The organism is Rhizobium sp. P1_C7 (assembly GCF_056406295.1).
Window position 1 is genome coordinate 120,334 of sequence record NZ_JBFUAL010000013.1, and the last position, 22,839, is coordinate 143,172.

Sequence of the window (22,839 nt, forward strand, 5' to 3'; positions counted from 1 at the left end):
TCTGGCGATCGGAAGCGGCGGGATCGGTGACTGCAATCTCCAGCGGCTTCATGGCTGCTCACTTCCGCAGGATTTCTCCGAGGAACTTTCTCGTTCGCTCATGGCGCGGGTTGGTGAAAAACTCGGCCGGTGGCGCTTCCTCGACGATCGCGCCACTCGCCATGAAGATCACGCGATCGGCCACCTGGCGGGCAAACCCCATCTCGTGCGTGACGCAGATCATCGTCATGCCCTCTTCGGCCAGCCCGATCATCGTATCGAGGACCTCCTTGACCATCTCCGGATCGAGCGCCGAGGTCGGCTCGTCGAACAGCATCACCTTCGGCCGCATGCACAGCGCGCGGGCAATCGCCACACGCTGCTGCTGGCCGCCGGAGAGTTGCACCGGGTACTTGTCGGCCTGCTCCAGGATCTTGACCCGCTCAAGAAGCGCGCGCGCCCGCTCCTCGGCTTGCGCCCTGCTGATGCCAAGCGCCCGCATGGGCGCAAGCATGCAGTTCTGCAGCACCGTCAGATGCGGGAACAGATTGAACTGCTGGAAGACCATGCCGACCTCACGCCGGATCGCGTCGATGGTCTTTGCCTGGTTGCCCAAAAGCATGCCGCCGACGTGGATTTCGCCTTTGCTGTAGCTCTCCAGATGATTGATGCATCGTATGAGGGTGGACTTTCCGCTGCCGGACGGCCCGCACAGGACGATCCTTTCGCCCTTGCGGACCGACATGTTGATGTCGCGCAGGGCTTGAAACGCGCCGAACCACTTTTCCACCCGTTCCATGGTGATCATCGTGTCTGCGCCTATCGCAGATGTAAGGTCGGTCATTGGCAGGACTCCAGGTGTCATTGGCAGGCGGTAGAGGTTGGCGCCGTATCAGCGGGCCGACGCGGCAAATCGTCGTTCGAGGCGCGCACCAAGGATGGTCAATGGCAGGCACATCAGGAAATACAGCGCGCCGACGATCCCGAAGACCGTCAGCGGTTCAAAGATCTGATTGGAGATGATGTTGCCGGCCCGCGTCAGTTCGGTAAAACCGACGATCGACGCCAGCGAGGTGCCCTTGATCAGCTGCACGAGGAAACCGACCGTCGCGGGAAGCGAGATGCGCAGCGCCTGCGGCAGGATGACGTCCTTCGTGCGCGAGACATATCTGAGGCTGAGCGCCTTTGCGGCCTCGGTCTGGCCGCGCGGCACCGCCTCGATCGCTCCACGCCAGATCTCGCCGAGATAGGCGCTGGCGTGAAGCGTCAGGCCAATTGCGACGGCAACCCATGCGTCGAGCCTCAGACCCACCAGTGCTAGCCCGTAATAGACGACGAAGAGCTGCATCAGAAGCGGTGTTCCCTGGAAAACCGCAATATAGCCAGCCGTCACACGCTCCAGCAGAGGCACGCCCGAGGTGCGAGCGAGCGCGACGCAAAGGCCGGCGATGCAGCCGCAGACGAAGCCGACCGCAGACAGGACGACGGTCCATTTCAGGCCGATAAGGAGGAAGACGAATTCTTCGCGACCCATGAGACCCTCCTACTTGACGGGATATTTGAAGTAGCGCGCCGAAAAGAGCGCAAAGATGCGCATCATCAGCCAGGAGATCACGAGATAGAACACCGTGACCGTGAAGTAGACTTCGAAGCTCCGGAAGCTTTCGGATTCGATGCGCTGGGAAACGGATGTCAGCTCGTAGGCCGAGATCGCCGAGGCAATGCTTGTGGACAGCGTCAACAGGATGAACTGGCTGGTCAGCGAGGGATAAATCGCGCGCAATGCCGGCTTGAGGATGATCAGTCTGAAGACCTGAGCCTTGTGCAGACCAAGCGCCAGGCCCGCTTCCATCTGTCCTTTCGGGATGGATTGCACGCCGCCGCGAATGATCTCGATTGCGTAGGCGCCGCCATTGATGCCGAGCGCGATAATGGCTGTCGGTGTCGGATCCAGCCGGACGCCGGTGAGGGGAAGCGCAAAGTAGATGAAGAAGATCTGCACCAGAAACGGCGTGTTGCGGATCAGCTCGACGAAGGAGATGACCAGCCATCGCACCGGCTTGAGAGGAGAGTCGCGCAAGGCAACCCCACCGATTCCGATCACGATCGCCAGCAGCATCCCGCAGATCGCCAGCAGGAATGTACCGAGGCAGCCGAGCAGGAGGCTCGGCAGGCCGTCTATCACCGGAGTGAAGTCCAACTTGTAGTTCATCGTGATCTTTCCGGTCGGTCTTCCCTGAAGTTCAGTCCCGCTTGACCATTCCAGCCATTGCCTGGATAGCCAGCTCGTAGCCATCGGCTCCAAAGCCGATCATGATGGCCGTGGCGATGCGCGAAATCAGCGAGTTGTGATAGATGCTCTCGCGCGCATGCACGTTCGAGATGTGCAGTTCGATCTTGGGCGGGTCGAACGTCTTCAGCGCATCGAGAAGAGCGATCGAGGTGAACGTATACGCCGCCGGATTGATGATGATGCCACAAGCATCCGTGCGAGCCTGGTGCACGCTCTCGATCAACTCGCCCTCGAAATTGGTCTGCCGAAAATCGACCTCGAATCCCAGGGCCCTTGCCTTGGCGGTGCATCGTTCGTGAATGTCCGCAAGCGTCGTGGTGCCGTAGATCGCCGGCTCGCGCTGGCCGAGCAGATTGAGGTTCGGCCCGTTGAGCACAAAAATTGGTTTGTTCATGATCGCGCTCCCGGACGCGGATCGAAGCCGCTCTTTCAACATGGTAGTAGCGATGGTGGGCATCGAGGGATGCCCACCATCTGGGTCAAGCTTTCGATCGTTTGAGCCGTCAGTTTGCCGCGAACGGGATGCCGTCGAGGCTTTCCGGGAAATTCGGAACCGGGACCTTCATCCACTTGTCGTAGATTGCCTTCAGCTCGCCGTTTGCCTTGATCTTGTCGATGAAGGTATTGAGCGCCGCGTTTATTTCCTTTTCGCCGAGGCGGGTGCAGGCGCCGTTGTAGAGCTTCTGGAATTCAAGCTTGTTTTCGAATTCGCCCGGACGAGCCTTCTCCACGCGGTCCATGTAGAAGATGTTACCGCCGAGTGTATCGACCTGGCCGGAAACGAGAGCCTGGACGCTCGCCGCATCCCCATCGTAGCGCCGGATGGTGGTGCTTGGCGGTGCATTCTTGGTGACCTGCGTGTCCTGAGCCGCGCCCTTCGCCACACCAACCGTGAACTTCGCCATGTCGGCGTTGGTCTTGATCTCCGCCGATTTCGGCCCGATCAGGACGATGGCATTGGCAACGTAGGGCTTGCTGAACTGCACCGCCTTTGCACGGTCCGGCAGCATGGCCATCGTTGCAAAAAGAACGTCGACGCGGCCGGCGGTCAACGCGGGAATGCGGTTGTTGACTTCAAGCGGCACGAACTCGACCGTAACGCCCAATTCCTTGGCGAACAGCGTTGCGATGTCGGCATCGAGCCCGTCCTGCTTGCCGCCACTGGTCACGAAGCCCCACGGGGGATTGTCGCCCTGAATTCCGACGATGATCTTGCCTTTGGCCTTGATCTCTTCTGGCGTAATTGCGGAAGCCGGCTGCGCCAGAGTTACGGCCGTCACCAGTGCCGCGGCTCCAAGCATGGCATTTCGGCGTGTCAGCATAGACTTGAACATGAAATTTCCTCCTCCTTTGGCGGTCGTTCGACCGGACAGCCACCCTCACCTTTGACTGTGAGAGCAATGATTGCCAGAGACGGCTCGCCAAATCAACCGAGTTTTTCAAAATCATATGAGAATTTATGATATACCAATCTAATTGAAATTCTCACGACATTTGTAATAATAGTAGAGAGCGATTTCGCGGTTGGCGCAATGTCCGTGGCCAACGCCGATTGAATCTCCTCGCACGCACAGCGGAAGGCTTTGAAATGAGGACCTCGATTGCGACAGTCACGATCAGCGGCGAACTCCCGGAGAAGCTCGAGGCGATCGCCCGAGCGGGTTTCGACGGAGTTGAGATCTTCGAGAATGATTTCCTGGCGTTCGACGGAAGTCCGGCCGATGTCGGACGTCTCGTTCGAGACCATGGCCTGGAGATCACCTTGTTTCAGCCGTTTCGCGACTTCGAGGGAATGCCGGAACCGCTCCGAAGCCGCACTTTTGATCGCGCGGAGCGAAAATTCGATGTGATGCAGGAGCTTGGAACGGATCTGGTGCTCGTCTGCTCGAACGTTTCACCGGTATCGATCGGTGGTATCGACCGCGCCGCAGCGGACTTCCGTGAGCTCGGCGAGCGCGCCGCCAGGCGCGGACTGAGAGTGGGTTACGAGGCGCTCGCATGGGGTCGGCATATCAGTGACCACCGCGATGCCTGGGAAATTGTTCGCCGCGCCGATCACCCGAATATCGGTCTCATCCTCGACAGCTTTCACACGCTGTCGCGCAAGATCGACGTCAATTCGATCCGCTCGATTCCCAAGGAGAAGATCTTCATCGTGCAACTCGCCGATGCTCCGTTGATCGACATGGATCTGCTTTACTGGAGCCGCCATTTCCGAAACATGCCGGGTGAGGGCGATCTGCCTGTCACTGCGTTCACCGAGGCCGTCGCTGCAACAGGCTATGATGGCTATTTCTCGCTCGAGATCTTCAACGACCAGTTTCGAGGCGGTTCGTCGCGGGCGATCGCTGCCGATGGCCACCGTTCACTGATCTATCTTGGCGACCAGGTACGCCGCAACCTCGGCGATGGATATCTGACCGGAGCGGCCATGCCCAAAAGGGCGTCCGTCAAAGGTGTCGGCTTCGTGGAGTTTGCCACCGACGAGGAGGACGCCGTCGAGCTGGTTGGATTGTTGCACACTCTCGGATTCCGAAAGACGGCGGTCCACCGCACGAAGAAGGTCTTCCTGTTCGAGCAAGGTGAGATCCGGATCCTCGTCAATGTCGACCAGGCAGGGTTTGCGAACGCGGCCTACGCCGTCCATGGGACCTTTGCATATGCCATCGCACTCGTCGTAGACGATGCCGCAAAGGCGTATGCTCGCGCGCTTGTGCTGGACGCCGAAGCCTTCCTTCAGCCTGTTGCTGAGGGTGAACTGGAGTTGCCCGCCATCCGCGGCGTCGGAGGCGGGGTTGTCTATCTCATTGACGACAAGAGCGCGTTGGGTCGCTTCTCGGAGATTGACTTTAGGCCGGTCGAGGATGAGAGCGACGCGGCGTCAGCCGGCCTTCTGCGTATCGATCACGTCGCCCAGACGGTTGCCTATGATGAAATGCTGACCTGGCTTTTATTTTACACATCGATCTTCGAGACGAGCAAGACACCGATGGTCGATATCATCGATCCGGCCGGGGTGGTGCGCAGTCAGGTTGTCGAAAACGAAACCGGGGAGCTCAGGATTACCATGAACGGCGCCGAGAATCGCCGCACCTTGGCAGGGCATTTCATCGCCGAGAAGTTTGGATCGGGCATACAGCACCTGGCGTTTGCGACAGACGATATCTTTGCCACAGCGCGGGAGTTGCGGGCCTGCGGTTTCAAATCCCTCCACATCTCGCCGAACTACTATGACGACGTCGAAGCGCGCTTCGGCCTTGATCCGGCAATGACGGAACGGTTGAAGACGGAGAACATCCTCTATGATTGCGACGAGCACGGCGAGTATTTCCAGCTCTACAGCGGAACATATGGCGAGGGTTTCTTTTTCGAGATCGTCGAACGCCGCGGTTATCGGGGATACGGCGCGCCGAATGCCATCTTTCGGATCGCGGCACTCAAGAAACAGATGCGTCCGGAAGGAATCCCGAAGGACGCGCTCTGAGATCGCGACTTACAGGATCCGGCCGCTCTTGAGCACATGCTCCACGCCGCTCTGGACGTGCCTTCTGACGACGTCCGTCGCGCCTGCGACGTCACGTCGAATGGAAAGCTCAAAAAGAAGCTTATGGTCATCGACCACAGGTTTTCCGCGAAAGCTTTCGGCCAGCATGTGGTAGCGAAGAAAGCGGTCGAATACGGACGACAATGTCGCCATCAGCGTCGAGGAGTTGCAGGCCGAGACGATCGCCTGATGGAACTCCCAGTCGTATCGCACCCAGTCGACGGTACGCGAGACATCGCCTGCCAGAAGCCTGCGTTCAGCCGCAGCAAGCCTGTGATGCGCGGCGACGATCCTCCCCTCCCATTCGAGATTTCCCGCTGAAAACGCAAGGCCGATCGCATGCGTTTCGAGTACAATCCTGAGGTCGGCAAGTTCGAGGAGTTCCCGCCGAGACGCGGGACTGACTTCGAAGCCGCGCTGCCCCTCGGCGACAACGAGGTTTTCCGTGGTCAGGCGGCTCAGGATTTCGCGCAGCGAGGAAATTCCGATGGAATAGCGCTCCTTGGCCTGCTCCAGCTTGATTTTGGTTCCCGGCGGCAATGTCCCGGAAATGATATCCTGGCGTATCTGCCGAAAAACGACATCGCTTACTGTTTCAGCCGGATCTTGGACTTGCTTGAGCATGGATTTTCCTGGTTTGCCGAAATACCGTCGATGTGCGCCCGCCTAGAGCACGAAGAGAAGTGTGAGGATTATTTCAGCGTTCCTCTCGCCAGCGCATGTTCGACGCCGCCTTGTATGTGCAGGGCAAGCACCCGCTTGGCGGTCTCTCCATCACGCCGCAATGCCGCATCGAGGAGCTGCTGGTGTTCATTGGCTGCGACCTCACCGCGATAGGACAGGGCGATCATCTGATATCTGAGGTATCTGTCGAAGATCACCGAGTGCGCCTCCATGAGCAGCTTCGATCCACAGGCGGCTATCAAGGCCTGGTGGAACTCCCAGTCGTAGCGCTTCCAGTCTTCCGCCCTGCTGGTGTCGCCGGATGCCATCACCTTCTCCATCCGGGCGAGCTTGTAGTGGGCAGAGACCAGGGGAGCCTCCCATTCCACGTCGCCGTACATGAACGACTGCTCCAGTGCATGCGTCTCAAGGAGAAGCCTGAGTGCCGCCGTCTCCTTGAGGTCGGCAACGGACACCGGAGAGACTTCGAAACCCTTTTGCCCCTCGGCAAGAACAAGGCCCTCGGAGGAGAGCCGGTTCAAGACTTCCCGCAATGTGCTGATGCTGGTTTCGTAGGACTCCTTCAAGCTTTCCAGCTTCAATTTCTGTCCGGGAGCCAAGCGCCCAAAAATGATATCGGCCCGGATTCGCCGATAGCTGCTCTCCGCAATGGTCTCGCTCAGGATCTGCTGCGACATTAAAGGGTCTCTGGTATTTCTTATATCATCGGATATATCGCGTTTTGCCAATCTCAATCAAGCAGACATTCCTTGAATGCCACCAACGATTTTCTCATAGGATTGTGTTTGGGCAGAGCCTCGCTTTCGCATGGCGACGACGACTGTCGGATACTGACGTTGGTGAAAGGGCGCGCTGGAGCAGCGTCACGAAATGCAACCACGACTGATACGGTTCTTTTGAGACGATCAGGTTTCTGTCCCGCGTCGGCAATCGCCTTGACCTTCAACGGAGGGGCGAGGACGACATCATCACAATGTCGTCGGCAAGTCGTACATCACCATCCAGTTGCGCGTCGCCTCGACAACCGCATGCGAGTTCTCACGGGCAGCGTTCCAAGGCCCCATCCAGCGACTGTCGATCACTCTTTGCACGGCCAGAGCCGCAGCATCTTCCCGTCCAAATCCTGCACCGATGCCGACATGGCAATCAAAAGGGTCAGTCGGTCATGCTTCGAACTCCCTTGTCGAGATCCTCCAACACTATAAGCCGAAAGGCTGGAAGCGGAGACTGTCCCTCGATCGGCATCTGCATCTCAGTGATCCGTTCTCTCAACGGGCGCGGCCTTTTTCGTGCCACCTCCTTTGATCGAAAACCCGCCCCGATAAAGTGAGTTTCCTTTGCCGTGGCGCAGCGTCGCACCGTGACGGACCGGCGCCCGATCTGTCGTAAAATCCGTCCACCACAATCTCGTAGACCTCGGAGATCGCCTCCATCGTGGCGGCGATCGATGTTTCGTGCGGAATCAGCAGTTTATATGGCTCGATCTCGAGAAACATTCGTTTGACATTCGCTTAATCTTCGTTTTAAGTGTGCTTACTTTCGCAATCGCTCACTATTTTTGCGGTGCGGCATTTTCTGGCTCGGAGGGGGAACGTGGGCCGTCAGATTCACGATCTTTTTGTTATCGGCGGTGGCATCAACGGCTGCGGAATCGCGCGTGACGCTGCTGGTCGCGGTTATTCGGTGGCGCTGGCCGAGATGAACGACTTTGCCTCCGGTACGTCTTCCGGCGCGACGAAGCTCATTCATGGCGGCTTGCGTTATCTCGAGCATTACGAGTTTCGTTTGGTGCGCGAATCATTGATGGAGCGCGAAATCCTCTGGGCGATGGCGCCGCATATCATCTGGCCGATGCGGTTCGTCCTGCCCTATCACAAGGGAGGCATCCGCCCGGCCTGGCTCATCCGCCTCGGGCTTTTCCTCTACGATCATCTTGGCGGTCGCAAGCTGCTGCCGCCGACTGCCGTGCTCGACATGCGCAGGGACGCGGCTGGAAAGCCGTTGAAGGCGCTGTTTAAGAAGGCCTTCGAATACTCGGACGGCTGGGTGGACGACGCTCGCATGGTCGTGCTCAATGCACGCGACGCGGCCGATCGCGGTGCGCAGATCATGCCGCGGACCAAAGTGGTTTCGGCTCATCGCGAGAACGGTCTCTGGTCGATCGATACGGTTGACGCAGGAACAGGGCAGGCTCAGACCTTTCAGGCTCGTATGCTGGTCAATGCGGCGGGACCCTGGGTTGATCATGTCATTCGCGCAGCGTTCGGACAGAACGAGGCGCATCATGTCCGGCTCGTCCAGGGCAGCCATATCGTCGTGAAGAAGAAGTTCGACGATCCCCGGGCCTACTTTTTCCAGAACCCGGACAACCGCATCATTTTCGCCATCCCCTACGAGCAGGACTTCACGCTCATCGGCACGACCGATCGCGACTACACCGCCGATCCGAAGGACGTGAAGATCTCCGAGGAGGAGACGACGTATCTGTGCAATGCCGCAAGCGAATACTTCAAGGAACCGGTACGGCCGGATGACATCGTCTGGACCTACTCGGCCGTGCGGCCGCTCTTCGACGACGGCGCGTCGAAGGCGCAGGAAGCGACCCGCGACTATGTGCTGAAGGTGGAAGGCGAGGGCGGCAGTGCGCCGCTTCTCAACGTCTTCGGCGGCAAATTGACAACCTACCGGCGGCTTTCCGAGCATGCGCTGGAAAAGATCGGCGCAGCAATCGGTACAAAAGGGGCGCCGTGGACGGCAAAGAGCCACCTGCCGGGCGGCGATTTTGCCGCAAGGGGATACGAAGCCGAGGTAGGCAAGCTGAAGGGCCGCTATCCCTTCCTTGCAGACGCGCATGCGCGCCGGCTGGTCCGCCGCTACGGCACAAAGGCTGCGGTTCTTTTGGGGCAGGCGAGCAGCACGGAAAATCTCGGGCGCTGTTTCGGCAGCGACCTCTATGAGGCAGAAATTCGCTATCTGATTGATCACGAATGGGCCAGGCGCGCGGAAGACGTGCTCTGGCGGAGAACTAAGGACGGCCTGCGTCTGACGACGGAACAGGCTGCACTATTGGAGGAGTACATGGCTGCGCTACCGGCTCAGATGGCCGGGTAGGGTGCGCCATGTCGTCCCCGCTGTTGAGGAGGCACGGGAACAGGAATGCTTGAATTGCGGAACGCCGCAAAGATGGTGGGCGGGGACCATCACATCCACGCGACCAATCTTGCGTTTGAACGGGGCACGCTGAACGTGCTGCTGGGGCCGACGCTCTCCGGCAAGACGTCGCTGATGCGACTGATGGCCGGGCTTGACCGTCCGACAAGCGGTTCCGTCCATTTTGACGGCGCCGATGTCACGGGCGTGCCGGTACAGAAGCGCAATGTCGCGATGGTCTACCAGCAGTTCATCAATTATCCGGCCTTTTCGGTCTACGAAAACATTGCTTCGCCGATGCGGATCGCCGGAAAGGATGCCGCGACAATCGATCGCGAGGTGCGAAAGGCCGCAGAGCTGATGCGGCTGACACCCTATCTCGACCGTACGCCTCTCAGTCTTTCAGGCGGCCAGCAGCAGCGCACCGCGCTGGCCCGCGCGCTGGTCAAGAACGCAAGCCTGGTGCTCATGGATGAGCCGCTGGCGAACCTCGACTACAAACTGCGCGAGGAACTCCGCGCGGAACTGCCGAAGATATTTGCGCAATCGGGCGCCATCTTCGTCTATGCGACCACCGAGCCATCCGAGGCGCTGTTGCTTGGCGGCAATACGGCGACGCTGTCGGAAGGTCGCGTGACGCAGTTCGGTTCGACGATCAGCGTCTATCGCAACCCTCTAGATCTCATCACGGCGAAAACCTTCGCCGATCCGCCCCTCAACTTCATTGACGTGGTGAAGACCGGCGGAACGTTCCAGCGGCAGGCAGCCGATATCCTTTCGGTACCCGCCCATCTCGCCACCATGGCCGACGGTCCCGTGACCGTGGCGTTCCACCCGCATCACCTTGCGCTTGCGGCACAGACGCCGAACGCGGCACCGATGCGGGCGAGGACGCAGATCTCGGAGATCACCGGTTCGGAGAGCTTCGTGCACCTGGACTACGACGGGGTGCGCTGGGTCATGCTCGCTCACGGTATTCACGACATCGATCCGGATACGGACGTCGAGGTGTTTCTGGACACCCGCCATCTGATGGCATTCGACACCGACGGCCGCGCGATCGCGACCGGTAAACAGGCGTAAGGGGCAGGGACATGGCACGCATCACGCTCGACCACATCCGCCACGCCTACGGGCCGAACCCGACGTCGGAGAAGGACTACGCGCTTCGCGAAGTCGATCACGAATGGCGGGACGGCGGCGCCTATGCGCTGCTCGGACCGTCCGGCTGCGGCAAGACGACCTTGCTCAACATCATCTCCGGCCTGCTGCAGCCGTCGCATGGCCGCATTCTGTTCGACGGCAACGATGTGACGAACCTTTCGACGCAGGCGCGCAATATCGCGCAGGTTTTCCAGTTCCCCGTGATCTACGACACGATGACGGTCTACGACAATCTCGCCTTTCCACTTCGCAACCGCGGCGTGGCCGAGCCTGAGGTCGATCGTCGCGTCCGCGATATCCTTGAGATGATCGATCTCGCTGCGATGGCGAAGCGCAAGGCCCAGGGCCTGACCGCCGACCAGAAACAGAAAATCTCGCTGGGGCGAGGGCTGGTGCGCAATGACGTCAACGCCATCCTGTTCGATGAGCCATTGACCGTCATCGACCCGCACATGAAGTGGGTGCTGCGCTCGCAGCTGAAGCGCCTGCACAAGCAGTTCGGCTTCACCATGGTCTACGTCACGCACGACCAGACCGAGGCCCTGACGTTTGCCGACAAGGTTGTGGTCATGTACGAGGGCGAGATCGTGCAGATCGGCACACCGGCCGAGCTCTTCGAGCGGCCGAGCCACACCTTCGTCGGCTACTTCATCGGTTCTCCGGGCATGAATGTCATTCCCGCGACGCTGGCAGGACATGTCGTGACGATCGGCAGCGAAACGCTATCGCTCGATTATGCGCCGAAGGTCGCTGCCGGTGCGAAGATGGAGCTCGGCATCCGCCCGGAATTCATCCGGATCGGGCGCGAAGGCATGCCGGTGGCGATCAACAGGGTTGAGGACATCGGCCGCCAGAAGATCGTTCGTGCAAGCTTTGCCGGACAGCCGCTCGCCATCGTCGTGACGGAGGACTGGGACATTCCCGCTGACGCGCGCGTCACCTTCGATCCCGCAGCCATCAATATCTACGCCAATTCCTGGCGCGTCGGCAGGGAGGCTTGAGCCATGCAAAAGACCTGGAACAACAAAGCCTGGTTTTTGGTTCTGCCGGTGCTGCTGCTCGTCGCGTTCTCGGCGGTCATTCCGCTGATGACGGTCGTCAACTATTCGGTGCAGGATACGTTTGGAAACAACGAATTCTTCTGGGCCGGTACAGACTGGTTCGTTCAGACGCTGCATTCCGACCGATTTTGGGCGGCACTTCAGCGCAATCTCGCTTTCTCGCTGATCATCCTGGCGCTGGAGATTCCGCTCGGCATATTCATCGCACTCAACATGCCGAAGAAGGGGCTCGGCGTGCCGGTCTGCCTCGTGCTGATGGCGCTGCCGCTGCTCATTCCATGGAACGTGGTCGGTACGATCTGGCAGGTCTTCGGCCGCGTCGACATCGGCCTGCTCGGCCATACGCTCGAGGCGATCGGGCTCGACTACAACTACGTCCGCGACCCCATTGATGCCTGGATTACCGTCATCGTCATGGATGTCTGGCACTGGACAAGCCTCGTCGTGCTGCTTTGCTATGCCGGCCTGGTCTCGATCCCGGATGCCTACTACCAGGCAGCCAAGATCGATGGCGCCTCGCGCTGGTCGGTCTTCCGCTACATCCAGTTGCCGAAGATGAAGCGCGTGCTGCTCATCGCCGTGCTGTTGCGCTTCATGGACAGCTTCATGATCTACACCGAACCCTTCGTCGTCACCGGCGGCGGCCCCGGCAACTCCACGACGTTCCTTTCGATCGATCTCGTGAAGATGGCGGTCGGCCAATTCGACCTTGGCCCGGCGGCCGCGATGTCGATCATCTACTTCCTGATCGTCCTGCTGCTCTCATGGGTCTTCTACACCGTGATGACCATCGGCGACGAGAACGCGTGAGAAAGGAGAAAACCATGGCTCAGACTATGAAATACAAGCCTGCGGGCAGCTTCTCCTGGCTCGTTTCGACGATCTACATCATCTTCCTGCTGCTGCCGATCTACTGGCTGGTCAACATGAGCTTCAAGGAGAATGCCGAGATCACCGGCACCTTCTCGCTCTGGCCGCTCAACCCGACGCTTCGCAACTATACCGTCATCTTCACCGATCCGTCCTGGTACAACGGCTACATCAACTCGATCACCTATGTCGTCATGAACACGGTGATCTCGGTGCTTGCGGCGCTGCCTGCGGCCTATGCCTTTTCGCGCTACCGTTTCCTCGGCGACAAGCATCTGTTCTTCTGGCTGCTGACGAACCGAATGGCGCCGCCGGCCGTCTTCGCGCTGCCGTTCTTCCAGCTCTACTCGGCATTCGGCCTGATCGATACCCATATTGCCGTCGCGCTCGCCCATTGCCTGTTCAACGTGCCGCTGGCGGTCTGGATCCTGGAAGGCTTCATGTCCGGCGTTCCGAAGGAAATCGACGAGACGGCCTATATCGACGGCTACTCGTTCCCACGCTTCTTCGTGAGGATCTTCATACCGCTGGTCGCTTCCGGCGTCGGTGTGGCTGCCTTTTTCTGCTTCATGTTTTCGTGGGTCGAACTGCTGCTCGCCAGAACACTGACAACGACTGCGGCAAAGCCGATCTCGGCGATCATGACGCGAACGGTCTCCGCCTCGGGCATGGACTGGGGTGTGCTGGCGGCAGCCGGCGTGCTGACCATCATTCCCGGCGCGCTCGTCATCTATTTCGTCCGAAATTACATCGCCAAAGGCTTCGCGCTCGGTCGCGTCTGACAAGGGAGGACCAATCATGAACTTTTCCTGGATGGCGTGGACGTTGCCGACCGCATTGTTTTTTCTGACGATTCTCATGCTGCTGATCGGCATGAGCGTCTGGGAATATTTGGCGCCGGGCGGCTCTCCACGTGTGGGTATCCTCAGGTTCGAGACCACGCGGGGAGACCGGCTTTTCATATCGCTGCTCGGTGCAGCGTACATTCATCTCGCATGGCTGGGCCTTGTCGGGCCCAACCTGTGGTGGGCTCTTGCCCTTGCCGTAGTCTACGCCGTTGGCGTTTTCCGCTACGTCTAAGGGCAGGGAGATACAGATGGCCGGGGGTACTGGCCGCCTGACGTGAAGACTGCAATCGCAAACCCTGGGAGGATATTATGCGAAGGCATTTACTAGCGACAACAGCAGGCATCTTGCTCGCAATGGCGGGCTCCGCTTATGCCGGCATGGACGAAGCGAAGACATTTCTGGACAAGGAAGTAGGCGATCTCTCGACGCTCTCCCGTGCCGACCAGGAAAAGGAAATGCAGTGGTTCGTCGATGCGGCCAAGCCTTTTGCCGGCATGGATATCAAGGTCGTCTCAGAAACGCTGACCACTCATGAATATGAATCGAAGGTGCTGGCACCCGCGTTCACGGCGATCACCGGCATCAAGATCAGCCATGACCTTATCGGCGAAGGCGACGTCGTCGAAAAGCTGCAGACGCAGATGCAGTCCGGTGAGAACATCTACGACGCCTACGTCAACGATAGCGACCTCATCGGCACCCATTGGCGTTACCAGCAGGCCCGCTCGCTGACCGACTGGATGGCGAATGAGGGCAAGGACGTCACCAATCCGGGCCTGGACATCAACGACTTCATCGGCACGAAGTTCACGACTGCGCCTGACAAGAAGCTTTACCAGCTTCCCGACCAGCAGTTCGCGAACCTCTACTGGTTCCGCTACGACTGGTTCAACGACGAAAAGAACAAGGCCGACTTCAAGGCAAAATACGGCTACGATCTTGGCGTTCCGGTCAACTGGTCCGCTTACGAGGACATCGCTGAATTCTTCACCGGTCGCGAAATCGACGGCAAGAAGGTGTACGGCCACATGGACTATGGCAAGAAGGACCCGTCGCTCGGCTGGCGCTTCACCGATGCCTGGCTTTCGATGGCCGGCAACGGCGACAAGGGGCTTCCGAATGGCCTTCCGGTCGACGAGTGGGGCATCAAGGTCGATGAGAACTCCCGTCCGGTCGGCTCGTGCGTCGCGCGCGGCGGCGACACAAACGGCCCGGCGTCTGTCTACTCGATCCAGAAGTATCTCGACTGGCTCAAGGCCTACGCTCCGCCGGAAGCAGGCGGCATGACCTTCTCGGAATCCGGTCCGGTTCCGGCGCAGGGCAACATCGCCCAGCAGATCTTCTGGTACACGGCCTTTACGGCCGATGCAGTCAAGAAGGGCCTGCCGGTCGTCAACGAGGACGGTACGCCGAAGTGGCGCATGGCACCGAGCCCGCACGGCGTCTACTGGAAGGACGGCATGAAGCTCGGGTACCAGGACGTCGGCTCCTGGACGCTGATGAAGTCGACGCCTGATGATCGCGCCAAGGCTGCGTGGCTCTATGCGCAGTTCGTGACGTCGAAGACGGTGGATGTGAAGAAGAGCCATGTCGGCCTCACCTTCATCCGCGAGTCCACCATTCGCGACAAGAGCTTTACCGAGCGTGCTCCGAACCTCGGCGGCCTGATCGAGTTCTATCGATCGCCCGCCCGCGTCCAGTGGTCGCCGACCGGTACCAATGTTCCTGACTATCCGAAGCTCGCTCAGCTTTGGTGGCAGGCAATTGGCGATGCTTCGTCCGGCGCGAAGACGCCGCAGGAAGCAATGGACTCGCTTTGCTCGGAACAGGAAAAGGTCCTGCAGCGCCTGGAGCGCGCCAAGGTTCAGGGCGATATCGGGCCGAAGCTCGCCGAGGAGCATGATCTCGAATACTGGAACAAGGACGCGGTCGCAAAGGGCAACCTTGCTCCCCAGCTGAAGATCGAGAACGAGAAAGAAAAGCCGGTGACCGTCAACTACGACGAACTGGTAAAGAGCTGGCAGTCGAACTGATCGACTGCTTTGGCCGGGGCAAAGTCCCGGCCAATCGCTACGCCGGCGGCGCACAACGCTGCCGCCGGTATCACAACCATTTTCCAGATGCGCATCGCACGACCTGCCGGTTCACCGGCCGGCGGGGGGTACTTTTTCAGTCGAGGCAGGTAATGAGCGGCTATATTCTCGCAATCGATCAGGGTACGACATCGTCGCGCGCGATCATCTTCGATGTCGGAATGGGCATGATTGCTTCGGCGCAGGAGGAGATCAGACAGTCCTATCCTCAGCCGGGTTGGGTCGAGCACGATCCTGGCGAGATATGGGTGAGCGTCGTCAGCACGGCGAGGCAGGCAATCGCGCGTGCCGGCATTTCCCCGGCCGCAATCGCTGCGATCGGTATCACCAATCAGCGCGAAACCACAGTTGTCTGGGATCGCAAGTCGGGTCAACCGTTGCACAAGGCGATCGTCTGGCAGGACAGGCGCACAGCGGAAATCTGCGACAGCCTCAAGGCCGACGGCTATGAAAAGCTGGTTCGAGAAAAGACCGGGCTTTTGCTCGACCCGTATTTCTCGGGAACGAAACTGCGCTGGCTGCTCGACAATGTCGATGGCTTGCGCCAGCGCGCGGAAGCCGGAGACGTATGCTTCGGTACGGTAGACAGCTGGCTGATCTTCAACCTTACCGGCGGCCGGGTTCATGCGACTGATGCGACCAATGCATCCAGAACCATGCTTTACAACATCGCGGAAGGCGACTGGGACGAGGAGCTTCTCGGCGTCTTGCGGATACCACCGTCAGTCCTCCCCCGGATCAAGGACTGTTCCCACGATTTCGGAACGACAGACGCCGGAATATTTGGAGTGGCAATCCCGATCCTCGGCGTTGCCGGCGACCAGCAGGCCGCCGCCATCGGCAACGCCTGCTTTGATCCGGGCATGATAAAATCGACATATGGAACTGGCTGTTTCGCCCTGCTGAATACCGGTCGGGACCGGGTCATGTCATCGAACCGCATGCTGACGACAATCGCCTACCGGCTGGCGGGCGAGACTACCTACGCGCTGGAAGGATCGATTTTCATAGCGGGTGCAGCCGTGCAATGGCTGCGCGACGGGCTCGGCATCATTTCGCATGCGTCCGAAAGCGGCGCGCTGGCGCTGCGGGCCGATCCCGGTCAGCAGGTCTATGTCGTGCCCGCTTTCACCGGCCTCGGCGCGCCATACTGGGATCCCGAAGCGCGAGGCGCGATTTTTGGTCTGACAAGGAACAGCGGCCCGGCCGAATTGGCGCATGCCGTCCTCGAGTCCGTTGCATATCAGACGCTGGACCTTCTCGTTGCAATGAGGAAGGACTGGGGTGACCATCATATTGAAACGGTGTTGCGCGTAGACGGTGGCATGGCGGCTTCCGATTGGACCATGCAACGCCTTGCCGATGTCGTCGCTAATCCGGTCGACCGCTCCGCCGTCCCCGAGACAACGGCGCTGGGTGCTGCCTGGCTGGCAGGATCGAAGGCGGGCGTGTGGCCCGGGCGGCAGCAATTTGCGCAGGCATGGAATTGCAGCCGACGGTTTCTTCCGTCCATGCCCGACGGGGTGCGCCAGAGCAAGATTGCCGGGTGGCGCAACGCGGTGTCGCGCACATTGTCCGGAGCCCAATTCGGCACCCAGACTTTTTGACGCCGTGTCGCCCGCTCACAACTGACTGTTATGCGCCGACAACCGGGGGATTTGCGATCGCCTGTGGTTGGGTCCGCCGGCGTTTACCCGAGAGAACTGCCATTCGTGGCAGTGTACACCGCGTACAATGACCTGGTTGCCGTGATGAAAAGGCGGTTTCCTCTTGGGCCGCCGAAGGTGAGATTGGCAACCGTCTGCGGCACCATTATCTTGCCGAGCAAAGCACCTTGCGGCGAAAAGCAGTGCACGCCGTCTCCAGCGCTTGTCCAGAGATTGCCGCCGACATCCAAGCGAAATCCATCCGGCAGGCCAATGTCGAGAGTGCAGAACACCCGATCGTTTACGAGTCGCCGGCCGTCCACCACGTCGAAGGCGCGGATGTGGCGCGGCGCGGTGACATCATGGCTGGATGACGAATCGGCGACATAGAGGATATTTTCGTCGGGCGAAAAGGCGAGGCCGTTGGGCTGCCCGAAATCCGTGACGAGGGCGTTGAGTTCGCCGGTCGCGGGATCGAGCCTGTAGACATTGCGCGTCGGCTGTTCGGGATCGGCGCGATAGCCTTCATAATTGGACTTGATGCCGTAGGTCGGGTCGGTGAACCAGATGCTGCCGTCGGATTTTACCACGACGTCGTTGGGTGAATTCAGGCGCTTGCCCTGAAAGCTGTCGGCCAGCACGGTGATCGAGCCGTCGATCTCGGTTCTCGTGACACGCCGGCCACCGTGCTCGCAGGAGATCAGCCGGCCCTGGCGGTCGCGGGTATTGCCGTTGGCGAAATTCGACGGCGTGCGAAATGTCGAGACGCCGCCACCGTCGACCCAGCGAAGCATGCGTTGGTTGGGAATGTCACTGAAGACGAGGCAGCCGAGATCGCCGAACCAGACCGGGCCTTCGGCCCAGCGGCAATCGGAATAGAGTTCCTCCAGACCGGAGCTGGGAACGATCAGGTGCCGGAAACGGTCGTCGTGGATCTCGTAGTCGGATGAAGTCTGCGGCATGGTGTTGTGTCCGATTGGCTTGTTTGAAACTGGCGTCTAGCGGCTCGATCGCCGTCCGCCGGCAAGCAGGATGACGGCGATGATGATGACGCCAGTCAGGATGAGGCGGAAACCGGCGCCGAAACCGTAGGTGTTGAGCATCGACACGACCAGGAACATAAAGAGCGAAGCGCCCCAGATGCCCGGGACGTTGGAGTTGCCACCGGCCACCGCGGTTCCGCCGATCACCACGACCGCGATCGACATCAGCAGGTATTCCGATCCCATGTTGAGCGCCGCACCACCGGAAAAGCTGGCGAGAAGGTAACCGCAGACAGAAGCGAGCACGGCACAAAGCATGTAGGTGACGAGCCGTGTTCCATCGACGGGAATGCCCGCCATGCGGGCTGCGAACCGGCTTTGTCCGATCGCCGAGATCCAGCGGCCGTAGATGGATTTTTCCAAAAGCAGCCAGGCGAGGGCGGAAAGAACAAGGGCCACCAGTGCGATGTTGGGAAAACCGAAAAGTCCCGAGGTCGCGAAACTCGCCAGCGTTTCCGGCGGCTTGATGCGCAGGCCGCGATTGCTCCAGATGGCCACAGATTGGACGATGAAGCTCATCGACAGCGTGGCGATGATCGGCGGAATGCGCAGGAGCTTGATCAGGGCGTAGTTGCCGAGCCCGATGACGAGGCCGATGCCGATCGAGGCGAGGAGTCCGACAAGGACCATGCCGTCCTGTACGTCCATCAGCTTCAGCGCCAGCGTGCCAGACAGCGTCATGGTGGCGGGTACGGACAGGTCGATATTGCCGGGACCCAGCGTGATGACGAACATCTGGCCGATACCCACGATGACGGAGAAGGCGGCGAAAGTGAGCGCCGCCTGGGACAGGCCGAACGAACTTGCGCCACCGGTGAAGAGCACGGTGATGATCCAGACGGTGATCGTCGCGGCAAACGACCAGATCCAGGGTTTTGCGACGAGGAACCTTTGCAGGATCATTGTTGTTTCTCCCGCTTCTCCAGCCGGTTCAGGACGAGGCGCAGCGCCAACACAGCAACCAGGATGGCGCCCTGCGCACCGATCTGCCAGTCCGGCGAAATGCGCATGAACGAAAGGAAGGAGCCGGCGAGGGTCAGCGTCAGGGCGCCGATGACAGCGCCGATCGGGGAGACCTTGCCGCCGACGAATTCGCCGCCACCGAGAATGACGCCGGCGATCGACAGAAGCGTATAGCGTAACGCGATGTTGGCGTCGGCCGATGTGGTGAGTCCGACCAGCGCGATGCCGGACAGGATGGCGAAGCAACCCGCCAGCGCATAGGTCGCGGCTCTGATGCCGATCACCGACCAGCCGGCTCGATCGACCGAGCGATCATTGCCGCCGGTACCGCGCATCAGCACGCCGAAGGACGAGCGCATGACGATGTAATGGGTGACGGCGGCGATCAGGATGCTGGCGACGATCGCCATCGGCACGATCGGCGGCTTTGCCGTCATGACCGAGCGCGCCCAGGAAGGTGCGGTGCCGCCGGGGGAGGGGAGCAGGAGCACAGCGAGCCCGCCCCAGACGAAACTCATCCCGAGCGTGACCACGATCGATGGCAGTTCGCGCACATGAACGAGCACGCCGATGCCGGCGTAAGTGGCAATCGCACCGATGAATATCAGTACGCCGAAAAAAGGCGAGGTCTGCAACAGGGTGGCGGCCACGCAGGCGGAAAAGCTGACAAACGTGCCCATCGACAGGTCGAGGTCGTTGACGGACATGATCAGCATCTGGGCGATGGTCGCAAGCGCGATCGGCACGGCCAGGTTGAAGAGGAGGTTCAAGCCCGTATAGCTCATGGCCCGCGGCTGCATGTAAAAGACGGCGGCGAGCAGGAGTCCCAACGAGGCAGCAGGAATGATTAAGCGGATGGTGCCCGATGAGAGCTTCATGCCGCTTCTCCTTCGCTGAAGGAGGCCGATAGCACGTTCTTTTCGCTGATATCGTCGCCCATAAGCTCGGCTACGATCGCGCCTTCGCGGAAGACATAGACCCGGTCGCAGAGACGGATCTCGTCCATTTCCGTTGAATACCAGACGAAGGTGCGGCCCGTGGCCGCTTCCGAGCGGAGGATCTCGTATACTTCCTGCTTGGTGCCGATATCGACGCCGCGCATCGGGTCGTCCATCAGGACGATGCCGGCGGTCGTCGCCAGCGCGCGGGCAAAAAGGACTTTCTGCTGGTTGCCGCCCGAAAGTGACAGGATGCGGTTGTGCATATCCGGCGTTCGGATCTCGATCCGCTTTTTCCAGCTCGCCCCGAGCATATCCTCTTTGCTGTCGTCGACCATCCTGTTGCGAGACAGCTGGCCGAGCGAGGCGATCGATAGGTTCTTCAGGATGCTCCACAATGGAAATGTGCCGTTGAGGCTGCGGTCGCCCGCGACGAAGGCGATATCGCGCTCTTGCCGCGGCCACCAGTTGCCGTTGCGGGCAAGATAGAGGTCGAGAAGTGCGTCGGTCTGGCCGTGGCCGCCCAGACCAGCAAGCCCGATCATCTCGCCGCGATAAGCTTCGAAGGGAAGGCCATGACCGCGCCGCGGCGGCATGGACAGGAGCGGCGCGCCGGCTCTCGCGGTGGCGGCACGCGTCCATTCCCGCTCGCGAACCACGCTGCCCATCGCCTCGACGAGGCTGCGGGTGTTGAATTCCTTCGCAGCGCGATCGGCCACCACCCGACCGTCCTTCATCACCAGGATCCGATCGGAGGTGGACAGGATTTCGCCGAGAATATGCGAGATCAGCAGGACCGAGCCGCCTTGTGCGACGAACGTGCGGATATAGGCCATCAGTTGTGCCGCAAGCCCGGCATCGAGCGAGGAGGTCGGTTCGTCGAGAATGACCAGTTTTGGCCTGTTGCCCAGGCCGCCGAAGCTGATGGCGATTTCCACCATCTGCCGCTCCGCAATCGACAGGTCATCGACTGCGCTCTCGCAGTCGATCGCATGGCCCGGAAAGATCCTTTCCAGCTGGTCCTTTACCAAAGCGGAAGCGCGCCTACGCCAATTCCAGCCCTTGAGTTCCGCGTGCATAATCCTGACGTTCTCATGGACCGTCAGATTGGGGCAGAGCGACAATTCCTGAAAGACGCAGCGTACGCCGCTGGCGCGAGCGGCTGATATGCCGTGGGTTTCGCGGCCGCCGTAGGTCAGCGAGCCTTCATGCGGGGAAAGCCCGCCATTGATGACGTTGACAATGGTCGACTTACCGGCACCATTGTGGCCGACGAGCCCGACACATTCGCCGGCGTGGATGACGAGGTCGGCACCGTCCAGCGCCTTGACGGCGCCAAACTTCACCTTGATGGCCCGGGCGGCCACCACCTCTTCTCGCTTCAGGGTTTCGGTCATGCGATCGCTATCGGTTCGTCTGTCTGGTCGTCATGCCGGGACGGGGCCAGGAGAGCCCGTTTTCGTCCCGGCACTCGGGAGGCGCCGTTACTTGGTGGCGATCGCCTTCTGGGCATCCTCGAGCGAATATTCAACATTCGCCACGCCACCCTTCTGGGTGTTCTTGAGGTTGTCTTCGAGATTGCCCTGATCAATCCTCAGGAACGGTACCACGAGGTCCTTCTTGACCTCCTTGCCGTCGAGGATTTGCTGGGCGACCCAGAAAGCAAGCGTCGAGACGCCCGGCGCGATGGAGACCGACATGGTCTCGTAGCCGCCCTGGTCCTTCTGCTGCTTCCACCAGACGAGTTCGTCCTCACGGTTGCCCATGACGATCGTCGGCGTGGGGCGCTTGGCGGCGGCGAAAGCCTGGGCCGCGCCATATCCGTCGCCGCCCTGGGTCACCACGGCTGCAACCTCCGGCAGGCTCGGCAGGATGCCGGCGACGGCACGCTGGGCAACGTCCTGCGCCCAGTCACCGTTCACCGAACCGACCACCTTGAACTGCGGGTTCTTCTTGACGCCGGCCTCGATGCCGGCATGGATCTCGTCGTCGACGGATACGCCTGCAAGGCCGCGGATTTCCAGCAGATTGCCGCCATTGGGCAGCTTCTTGGCGAGGTAGTCGATCTGGCTTTCGCCCATGGCCTTGAAGTCGACGGCAATGCGCCAGGCGCAGGGCTCGGTGACGATGCCGTCGAAAGAGACGACCGTGATGCCCGCATTGCAGGCTTCCTTGATCGCACCATTCAGCGCCGTCGGCGAGGCTGCGTTGACGACGATTGCATCATAGCCCTGCAGGATCATGTTCTGAATCTGGGCAGCCTGTTCGGTGGCCTGGTTCTCGGCCGTCGTGAACGGATCGGCAGCAGCGACCAAGCCCTTTGCGACGGCTTCCTTGGTGATCTTGTCCCAACTGGTCAGCATCGCCTGACGCCAGGAATTGCCGGCATAGTTGTTGGAAAGTGCGATTTTCTTGGACGACGTGTCGGCCAGTGCCGTGCCGCCAAGGCAAGCGACGGCAACGGATGCCGCAAGCATCATTCTGATGGTCATGTTTTCCTCCCAAAAAGCTCCCTGCTTACCTCCGGGCCGCTCCTCAACGGTTTTCCGGAGATAAATATTG

The 22,839-nt window shown here is 60.2% G+C and carries 22 protein-coding genes; 9 read left to right on the forward strand and 13 right to left on the reverse strand.

What is annotated here, in order from left to right:
* Positions 1-58: 58 nt before the first annotated feature.
* The 5 genes from AC1D2R_RS20725 to AC1D2R_RS20745 form a co-directional block, all read right to left on the reverse strand.
* A complete protein-coding gene (locus AC1D2R_RS20725) occupies positions 59-787 on the reverse strand; it encodes an amino acid ABC transporter ATP-binding protein (protein WP_477970038.1) in 729 nt (242 codons plus the stop codon).
* Positions 788-871: 84 nt separating this feature from the next.
* The gene (locus tag AC1D2R_RS20730) at positions 872-1,513 is read right to left on the reverse strand and encodes an amino acid ABC transporter permease (protein ID WP_477969959.1); all 642 of its coding nucleotides are present in this window, start codon (positions 1,511-1,513) and stop codon (positions 872-874) included.
* 9 nt (positions 1,514-1,522) lie between these two features.
* The gene (locus AC1D2R_RS20735) at positions 1,523-2,191 is read right to left on the reverse strand and encodes an amino acid ABC transporter permease (protein ID WP_477969961.1); all 669 of its coding nucleotides are present in this window, start codon (positions 2,189-2,191) and stop codon (positions 1,523-1,525) included.
* Between the two features lie 31 nt (positions 2,192-2,222).
* Positions 2,223-2,666: a type II 3-dehydroquinate dehydratase gene (aroQ, locus tag AC1D2R_RS20740; RefSeq protein WP_477969963.1), complete on the reverse strand. Its 444-nt coding sequence runs from the start codon at positions 2,664-2,666 to the stop codon at positions 2,223-2,225.
* Positions 2,667-2,775: 109 nt separating this feature from the next.
* The gene (locus tag AC1D2R_RS20745) at positions 2,776-3,606 is read right to left on the reverse strand and encodes a transporter substrate-binding domain-containing protein (protein ID WP_477969965.1); all 831 of its coding nucleotides are present in this window, start codon (positions 3,604-3,606) and stop codon (positions 2,776-2,778) included.
* Between the two features lie 254 nt (positions 3,607-3,860).
* Between AC1D2R_RS20745 and AC1D2R_RS20750 the strand changes: the two genes are divergently transcribed.
* Entirely contained in the window at positions 3,861-5,756 is a 1,896-nt protein-coding gene (locus AC1D2R_RS20750; protein WP_477969967.1) for a bifunctional sugar phosphate isomerase/epimerase/4-hydroxyphenylpyruvate dioxygenase family protein, read from the forward strand.
* A 9-nt stretch (positions 5,757-5,765) separates the two neighbouring features.
* Here the strand turns inward: AC1D2R_RS20750 and AC1D2R_RS20755 are convergent, their stop codons facing one another.
* The 3 genes from AC1D2R_RS20755 to AC1D2R_RS20765 form a co-directional block, all read right to left on the reverse strand.
* Positions 5,766-6,440 carry a GntR family transcriptional regulator gene (locus AC1D2R_RS20755; RefSeq protein ID WP_477969969.1) on the reverse strand — a complete coding sequence of 225 codons (675 nt, stop codon included), beginning with the start codon at positions 6,438-6,440 and terminating at the stop codon, positions 5,766-5,768.
* Between the two features lie 68 nt (positions 6,441-6,508).
* Positions 6,509-7,177: a GntR family transcriptional regulator gene (locus tag AC1D2R_RS20760; RefSeq protein WP_477969971.1), complete on the reverse strand. Its 669-nt coding sequence runs from the start codon at positions 7,175-7,177 to the stop codon at positions 6,509-6,511.
* 291 nt (positions 7,178-7,468) lie between these two features.
* Positions 7,469-7,591 (reverse strand): hypothetical protein, encoded by a 123-nt coding sequence (locus AC1D2R_RS20765; protein ID WP_477969973.1) that lies wholly within the window; start codon positions 7,589-7,591, stop codon positions 7,469-7,471.
* Positions 7,592-8,093: 502 nt separating this feature from the next.
* Between AC1D2R_RS20765 and glpD the strand changes: the two genes are divergently transcribed.
* The 8 genes from glpD to glpK all read left to right on the forward strand — a co-directional run bounded on the left by glpD (position 8,094) and on the right by glpK (position 17,294).
* The gene (gene glpD, locus AC1D2R_RS20770) at positions 8,094-9,611 is read left to right on the forward strand and encodes a glycerol-3-phosphate dehydrogenase (protein WP_477969975.1); all 1,518 of its coding nucleotides are present in this window, start codon (positions 8,094-8,096) and stop codon (positions 9,609-9,611) included.
* 45 nt (positions 9,612-9,656) lie between these two features.
* Positions 9,657-10,733: an ABC transporter ATP-binding protein gene (locus AC1D2R_RS20775; protein WP_477969977.1), complete on the forward strand. Its 1,077-nt coding sequence runs from the start codon at positions 9,657-9,659 to the stop codon at positions 10,731-10,733.
* Between the two features lie 11 nt (positions 10,734-10,744).
* Positions 10,745-11,815, forward strand: a complete 1,071-nt coding sequence (locus AC1D2R_RS20780; protein ID WP_477969979.1) for an ABC transporter ATP-binding protein — start codon at positions 10,745-10,747, stop codon at positions 11,813-11,815.
* Positions 11,816-11,818: 3 nt separating this feature from the next.
* A complete protein-coding gene (locus AC1D2R_RS20785; protein ID WP_477969981.1) occupies positions 11,819-12,685 on the forward strand; it encodes a carbohydrate ABC transporter permease in 867 nt (288 codons plus the stop codon).
* A gap of 14 nt (positions 12,686-12,699) precedes the next feature.
* A complete protein-coding gene (locus AC1D2R_RS20790) occupies positions 12,700-13,527 on the forward strand; it encodes a carbohydrate ABC transporter permease (protein WP_477969983.1) in 828 nt (275 codons plus the stop codon).
* 16 nt (positions 13,528-13,543) lie between these two features.
* Positions 13,544-13,825 carry a DUF2160 domain-containing protein gene (locus tag AC1D2R_RS20795; protein ID WP_477969985.1) on the forward strand — a complete coding sequence of 94 codons (282 nt, stop codon included), beginning with the start codon at positions 13,544-13,546 and terminating at the stop codon, positions 13,823-13,825.
* 77 nt (positions 13,826-13,902) lie between these two features.
* Complete coding sequence (locus AC1D2R_RS20800) at positions 13,903-15,627, forward strand: ABC transporter substrate-binding protein (protein WP_477969987.1); 1,725 nt, start codon at positions 13,903-13,905, stop codon at positions 15,625-15,627.
* A gap of 152 nt (positions 15,628-15,779) precedes the next feature.
* Positions 15,780-17,294: a glycerol kinase GlpK gene (gene glpK / locus AC1D2R_RS20805; RefSeq protein ID WP_477969989.1), complete on the forward strand. Its 1,515-nt coding sequence runs from the start codon at positions 15,780-15,782 to the stop codon at positions 17,292-17,294.
* 83 nt (positions 17,295-17,377) lie between these two features.
* Here the strand turns inward: glpK and AC1D2R_RS20810 are convergent, their stop codons facing one another.
* From AC1D2R_RS20810 to AC1D2R_RS20830, 5 genes are all read right to left on the reverse strand, one after another.
* Positions 17,378-18,295, reverse strand: coding sequence for an SMP-30/gluconolactonase/LRE family protein (locus AC1D2R_RS20810; protein WP_477969991.1), 918 nt, complete (start codon positions 18,293-18,295; stop codon positions 17,378-17,380).
* A gap of 36 nt (positions 18,296-18,331) precedes the next feature.
* The gene (locus AC1D2R_RS20815; RefSeq protein ID WP_477969993.1) at positions 18,332-19,279 is read right to left on the reverse strand and encodes an ABC transporter permease; all 948 of its coding nucleotides are present in this window, start codon (positions 19,277-19,279) and stop codon (positions 18,332-18,334) included.
* Complete coding sequence (locus tag AC1D2R_RS20820; protein WP_477969995.1) at positions 19,276-20,217, reverse strand: ABC transporter permease; 942 nt, start codon at positions 20,215-20,217, stop codon at positions 19,276-19,278. Before AC1D2R_RS20820 ends, AC1D2R_RS20815 begins: the two co-directional genes overlap by 4 nt.
* The gene (locus tag AC1D2R_RS20825) at positions 20,214-21,674 is read right to left on the reverse strand and encodes an ATP-binding cassette domain-containing protein (RefSeq protein ID WP_477969997.1); all 1,461 of its coding nucleotides are present in this window, start codon (positions 21,672-21,674) and stop codon (positions 20,214-20,216) included. Before AC1D2R_RS20825 ends, AC1D2R_RS20820 begins: the two co-directional genes overlap by 4 nt.
* Before the next feature lie 87 nt (positions 21,675-21,761).
* Positions 21,762-22,769, reverse strand: coding sequence for a substrate-binding domain-containing protein (locus AC1D2R_RS20830; protein ID WP_477969999.1), 1,008 nt, complete (start codon positions 22,767-22,769; stop codon positions 21,762-21,764).
* Between the last annotated feature and the right edge of the window lie 70 nt (positions 22,770-22,839).

Bases quoted from the DNA above. Each gene is read 5' to 3' on its own strand.
- AC1D2R_RS20790 (WP_477969983.1), top strand. From the start codon at position 12,700: ATGGCTCAGACTATGAAATACAAGCCTGCGGGCAGCTTCTCCTGGCTC.
- AC1D2R_RS20815 (WP_477969993.1), bottom strand. From the start codon at position 19,279: ATGATCCTGCAAAGGTTCCTCGTCGCAAAACCCTGGATCTGGTCGTTT.
- aroQ (WP_477969963.1), bottom strand. From the start codon at position 2,666: ATGAACAAACCAATTTTTGTGCTCAACGGGCCGAACCTCAATCTGCTC.
- AC1D2R_RS20755 (WP_477969969.1), bottom strand. From the start codon at position 6,440: ATGCTCAAGCAAGTCCAAGATCCGGCTGAAACAGTAAGCGATGTCGTT.
- AC1D2R_RS20775 (WP_477969977.1), top strand. From the start codon at position 9,657: ATGCTTGAATTGCGGAACGCCGCAAAGATGGTGGGCGGGGACCATCAC.
- AC1D2R_RS20800 (WP_477969987.1), top strand. From the start codon at position 13,903: ATGCGAAGGCATTTACTAGCGACAACAGCAGGCATCTTGCTCGCAATG.
- glpK (WP_477969989.1), top strand. From the start codon at position 15,780: ATGAGCGGCTATATTCTCGCAATCGATCAGGGTACGACATCGTCGCGC.
- AC1D2R_RS20820 (WP_477969995.1), bottom strand. From the start codon at position 20,217: ATGAAGCTCTCATCGGGCACCATCCGCTTAATCATTCCTGCTGCCTCG.
- AC1D2R_RS20825 (WP_477969997.1), bottom strand. From the start codon at position 21,674: ATGACCGAAACCCTGAAGCGAGAAGAGGTGGTGGCCGCCCGGGCCATC.
- AC1D2R_RS20785 (WP_477969981.1), top strand. From the start codon at position 11,819: ATGCAAAAGACCTGGAACAACAAAGCCTGGTTTTTGGTTCTGCCGGTG.
- AC1D2R_RS20810 (WP_477969991.1), bottom strand. From the start codon at position 18,295: ATGCCGCAGACTTCATCCGACTACGAGATCCACGACGACCGTTTCCGG.
- AC1D2R_RS20745 (WP_477969965.1), bottom strand. From the start codon at position 3,606: ATGTTCAAGTCTATGCTGACACGCCGAAATGCCATGCTTGGAGCCGCG.
- AC1D2R_RS20780 (WP_477969979.1), top strand. From the start codon at position 10,745: ATGGCACGCATCACGCTCGACCACATCCGCCACGCCTACGGGCCGAAC.
- AC1D2R_RS20735 (WP_477969961.1), bottom strand. From the start codon at position 2,191: ATGAACTACAAGTTGGACTTCACTCCGGTGATAGACGGCCTGCCGAGC.
- AC1D2R_RS20830 (WP_477969999.1), bottom strand. From the start codon at position 22,769: ATGACCATCAGAATGATGCTTGCGGCATCCGTTGCCGTCGCTTGCCTT.
- AC1D2R_RS20760 (WP_477969971.1), bottom strand. From the start codon at position 7,177: ATGTCGCAGCAGATCCTGAGCGAGACCATTGCGGAGAGCAGCTATCGG.
- AC1D2R_RS20730 (WP_477969959.1), bottom strand. From the start codon at position 1,513: ATGGGTCGCGAAGAATTCGTCTTCCTCCTTATCGGCCTGAAATGGACC.
- AC1D2R_RS20750 (WP_477969967.1), top strand. From the start codon at position 3,861: ATGAGGACCTCGATTGCGACAGTCACGATCAGCGGCGAACTCCCGGAG.
- AC1D2R_RS20725 (WP_477970038.1), bottom strand. From the start codon at position 787: ATGATCACCATGGAACGGGTGGAAAAGTGGTTCGGCGCGTTTCAAGCC.
- AC1D2R_RS20795 (WP_477969985.1), top strand. From the start codon at position 13,544: ATGAACTTTTCCTGGATGGCGTGGACGTTGCCGACCGCATTGTTTTTT.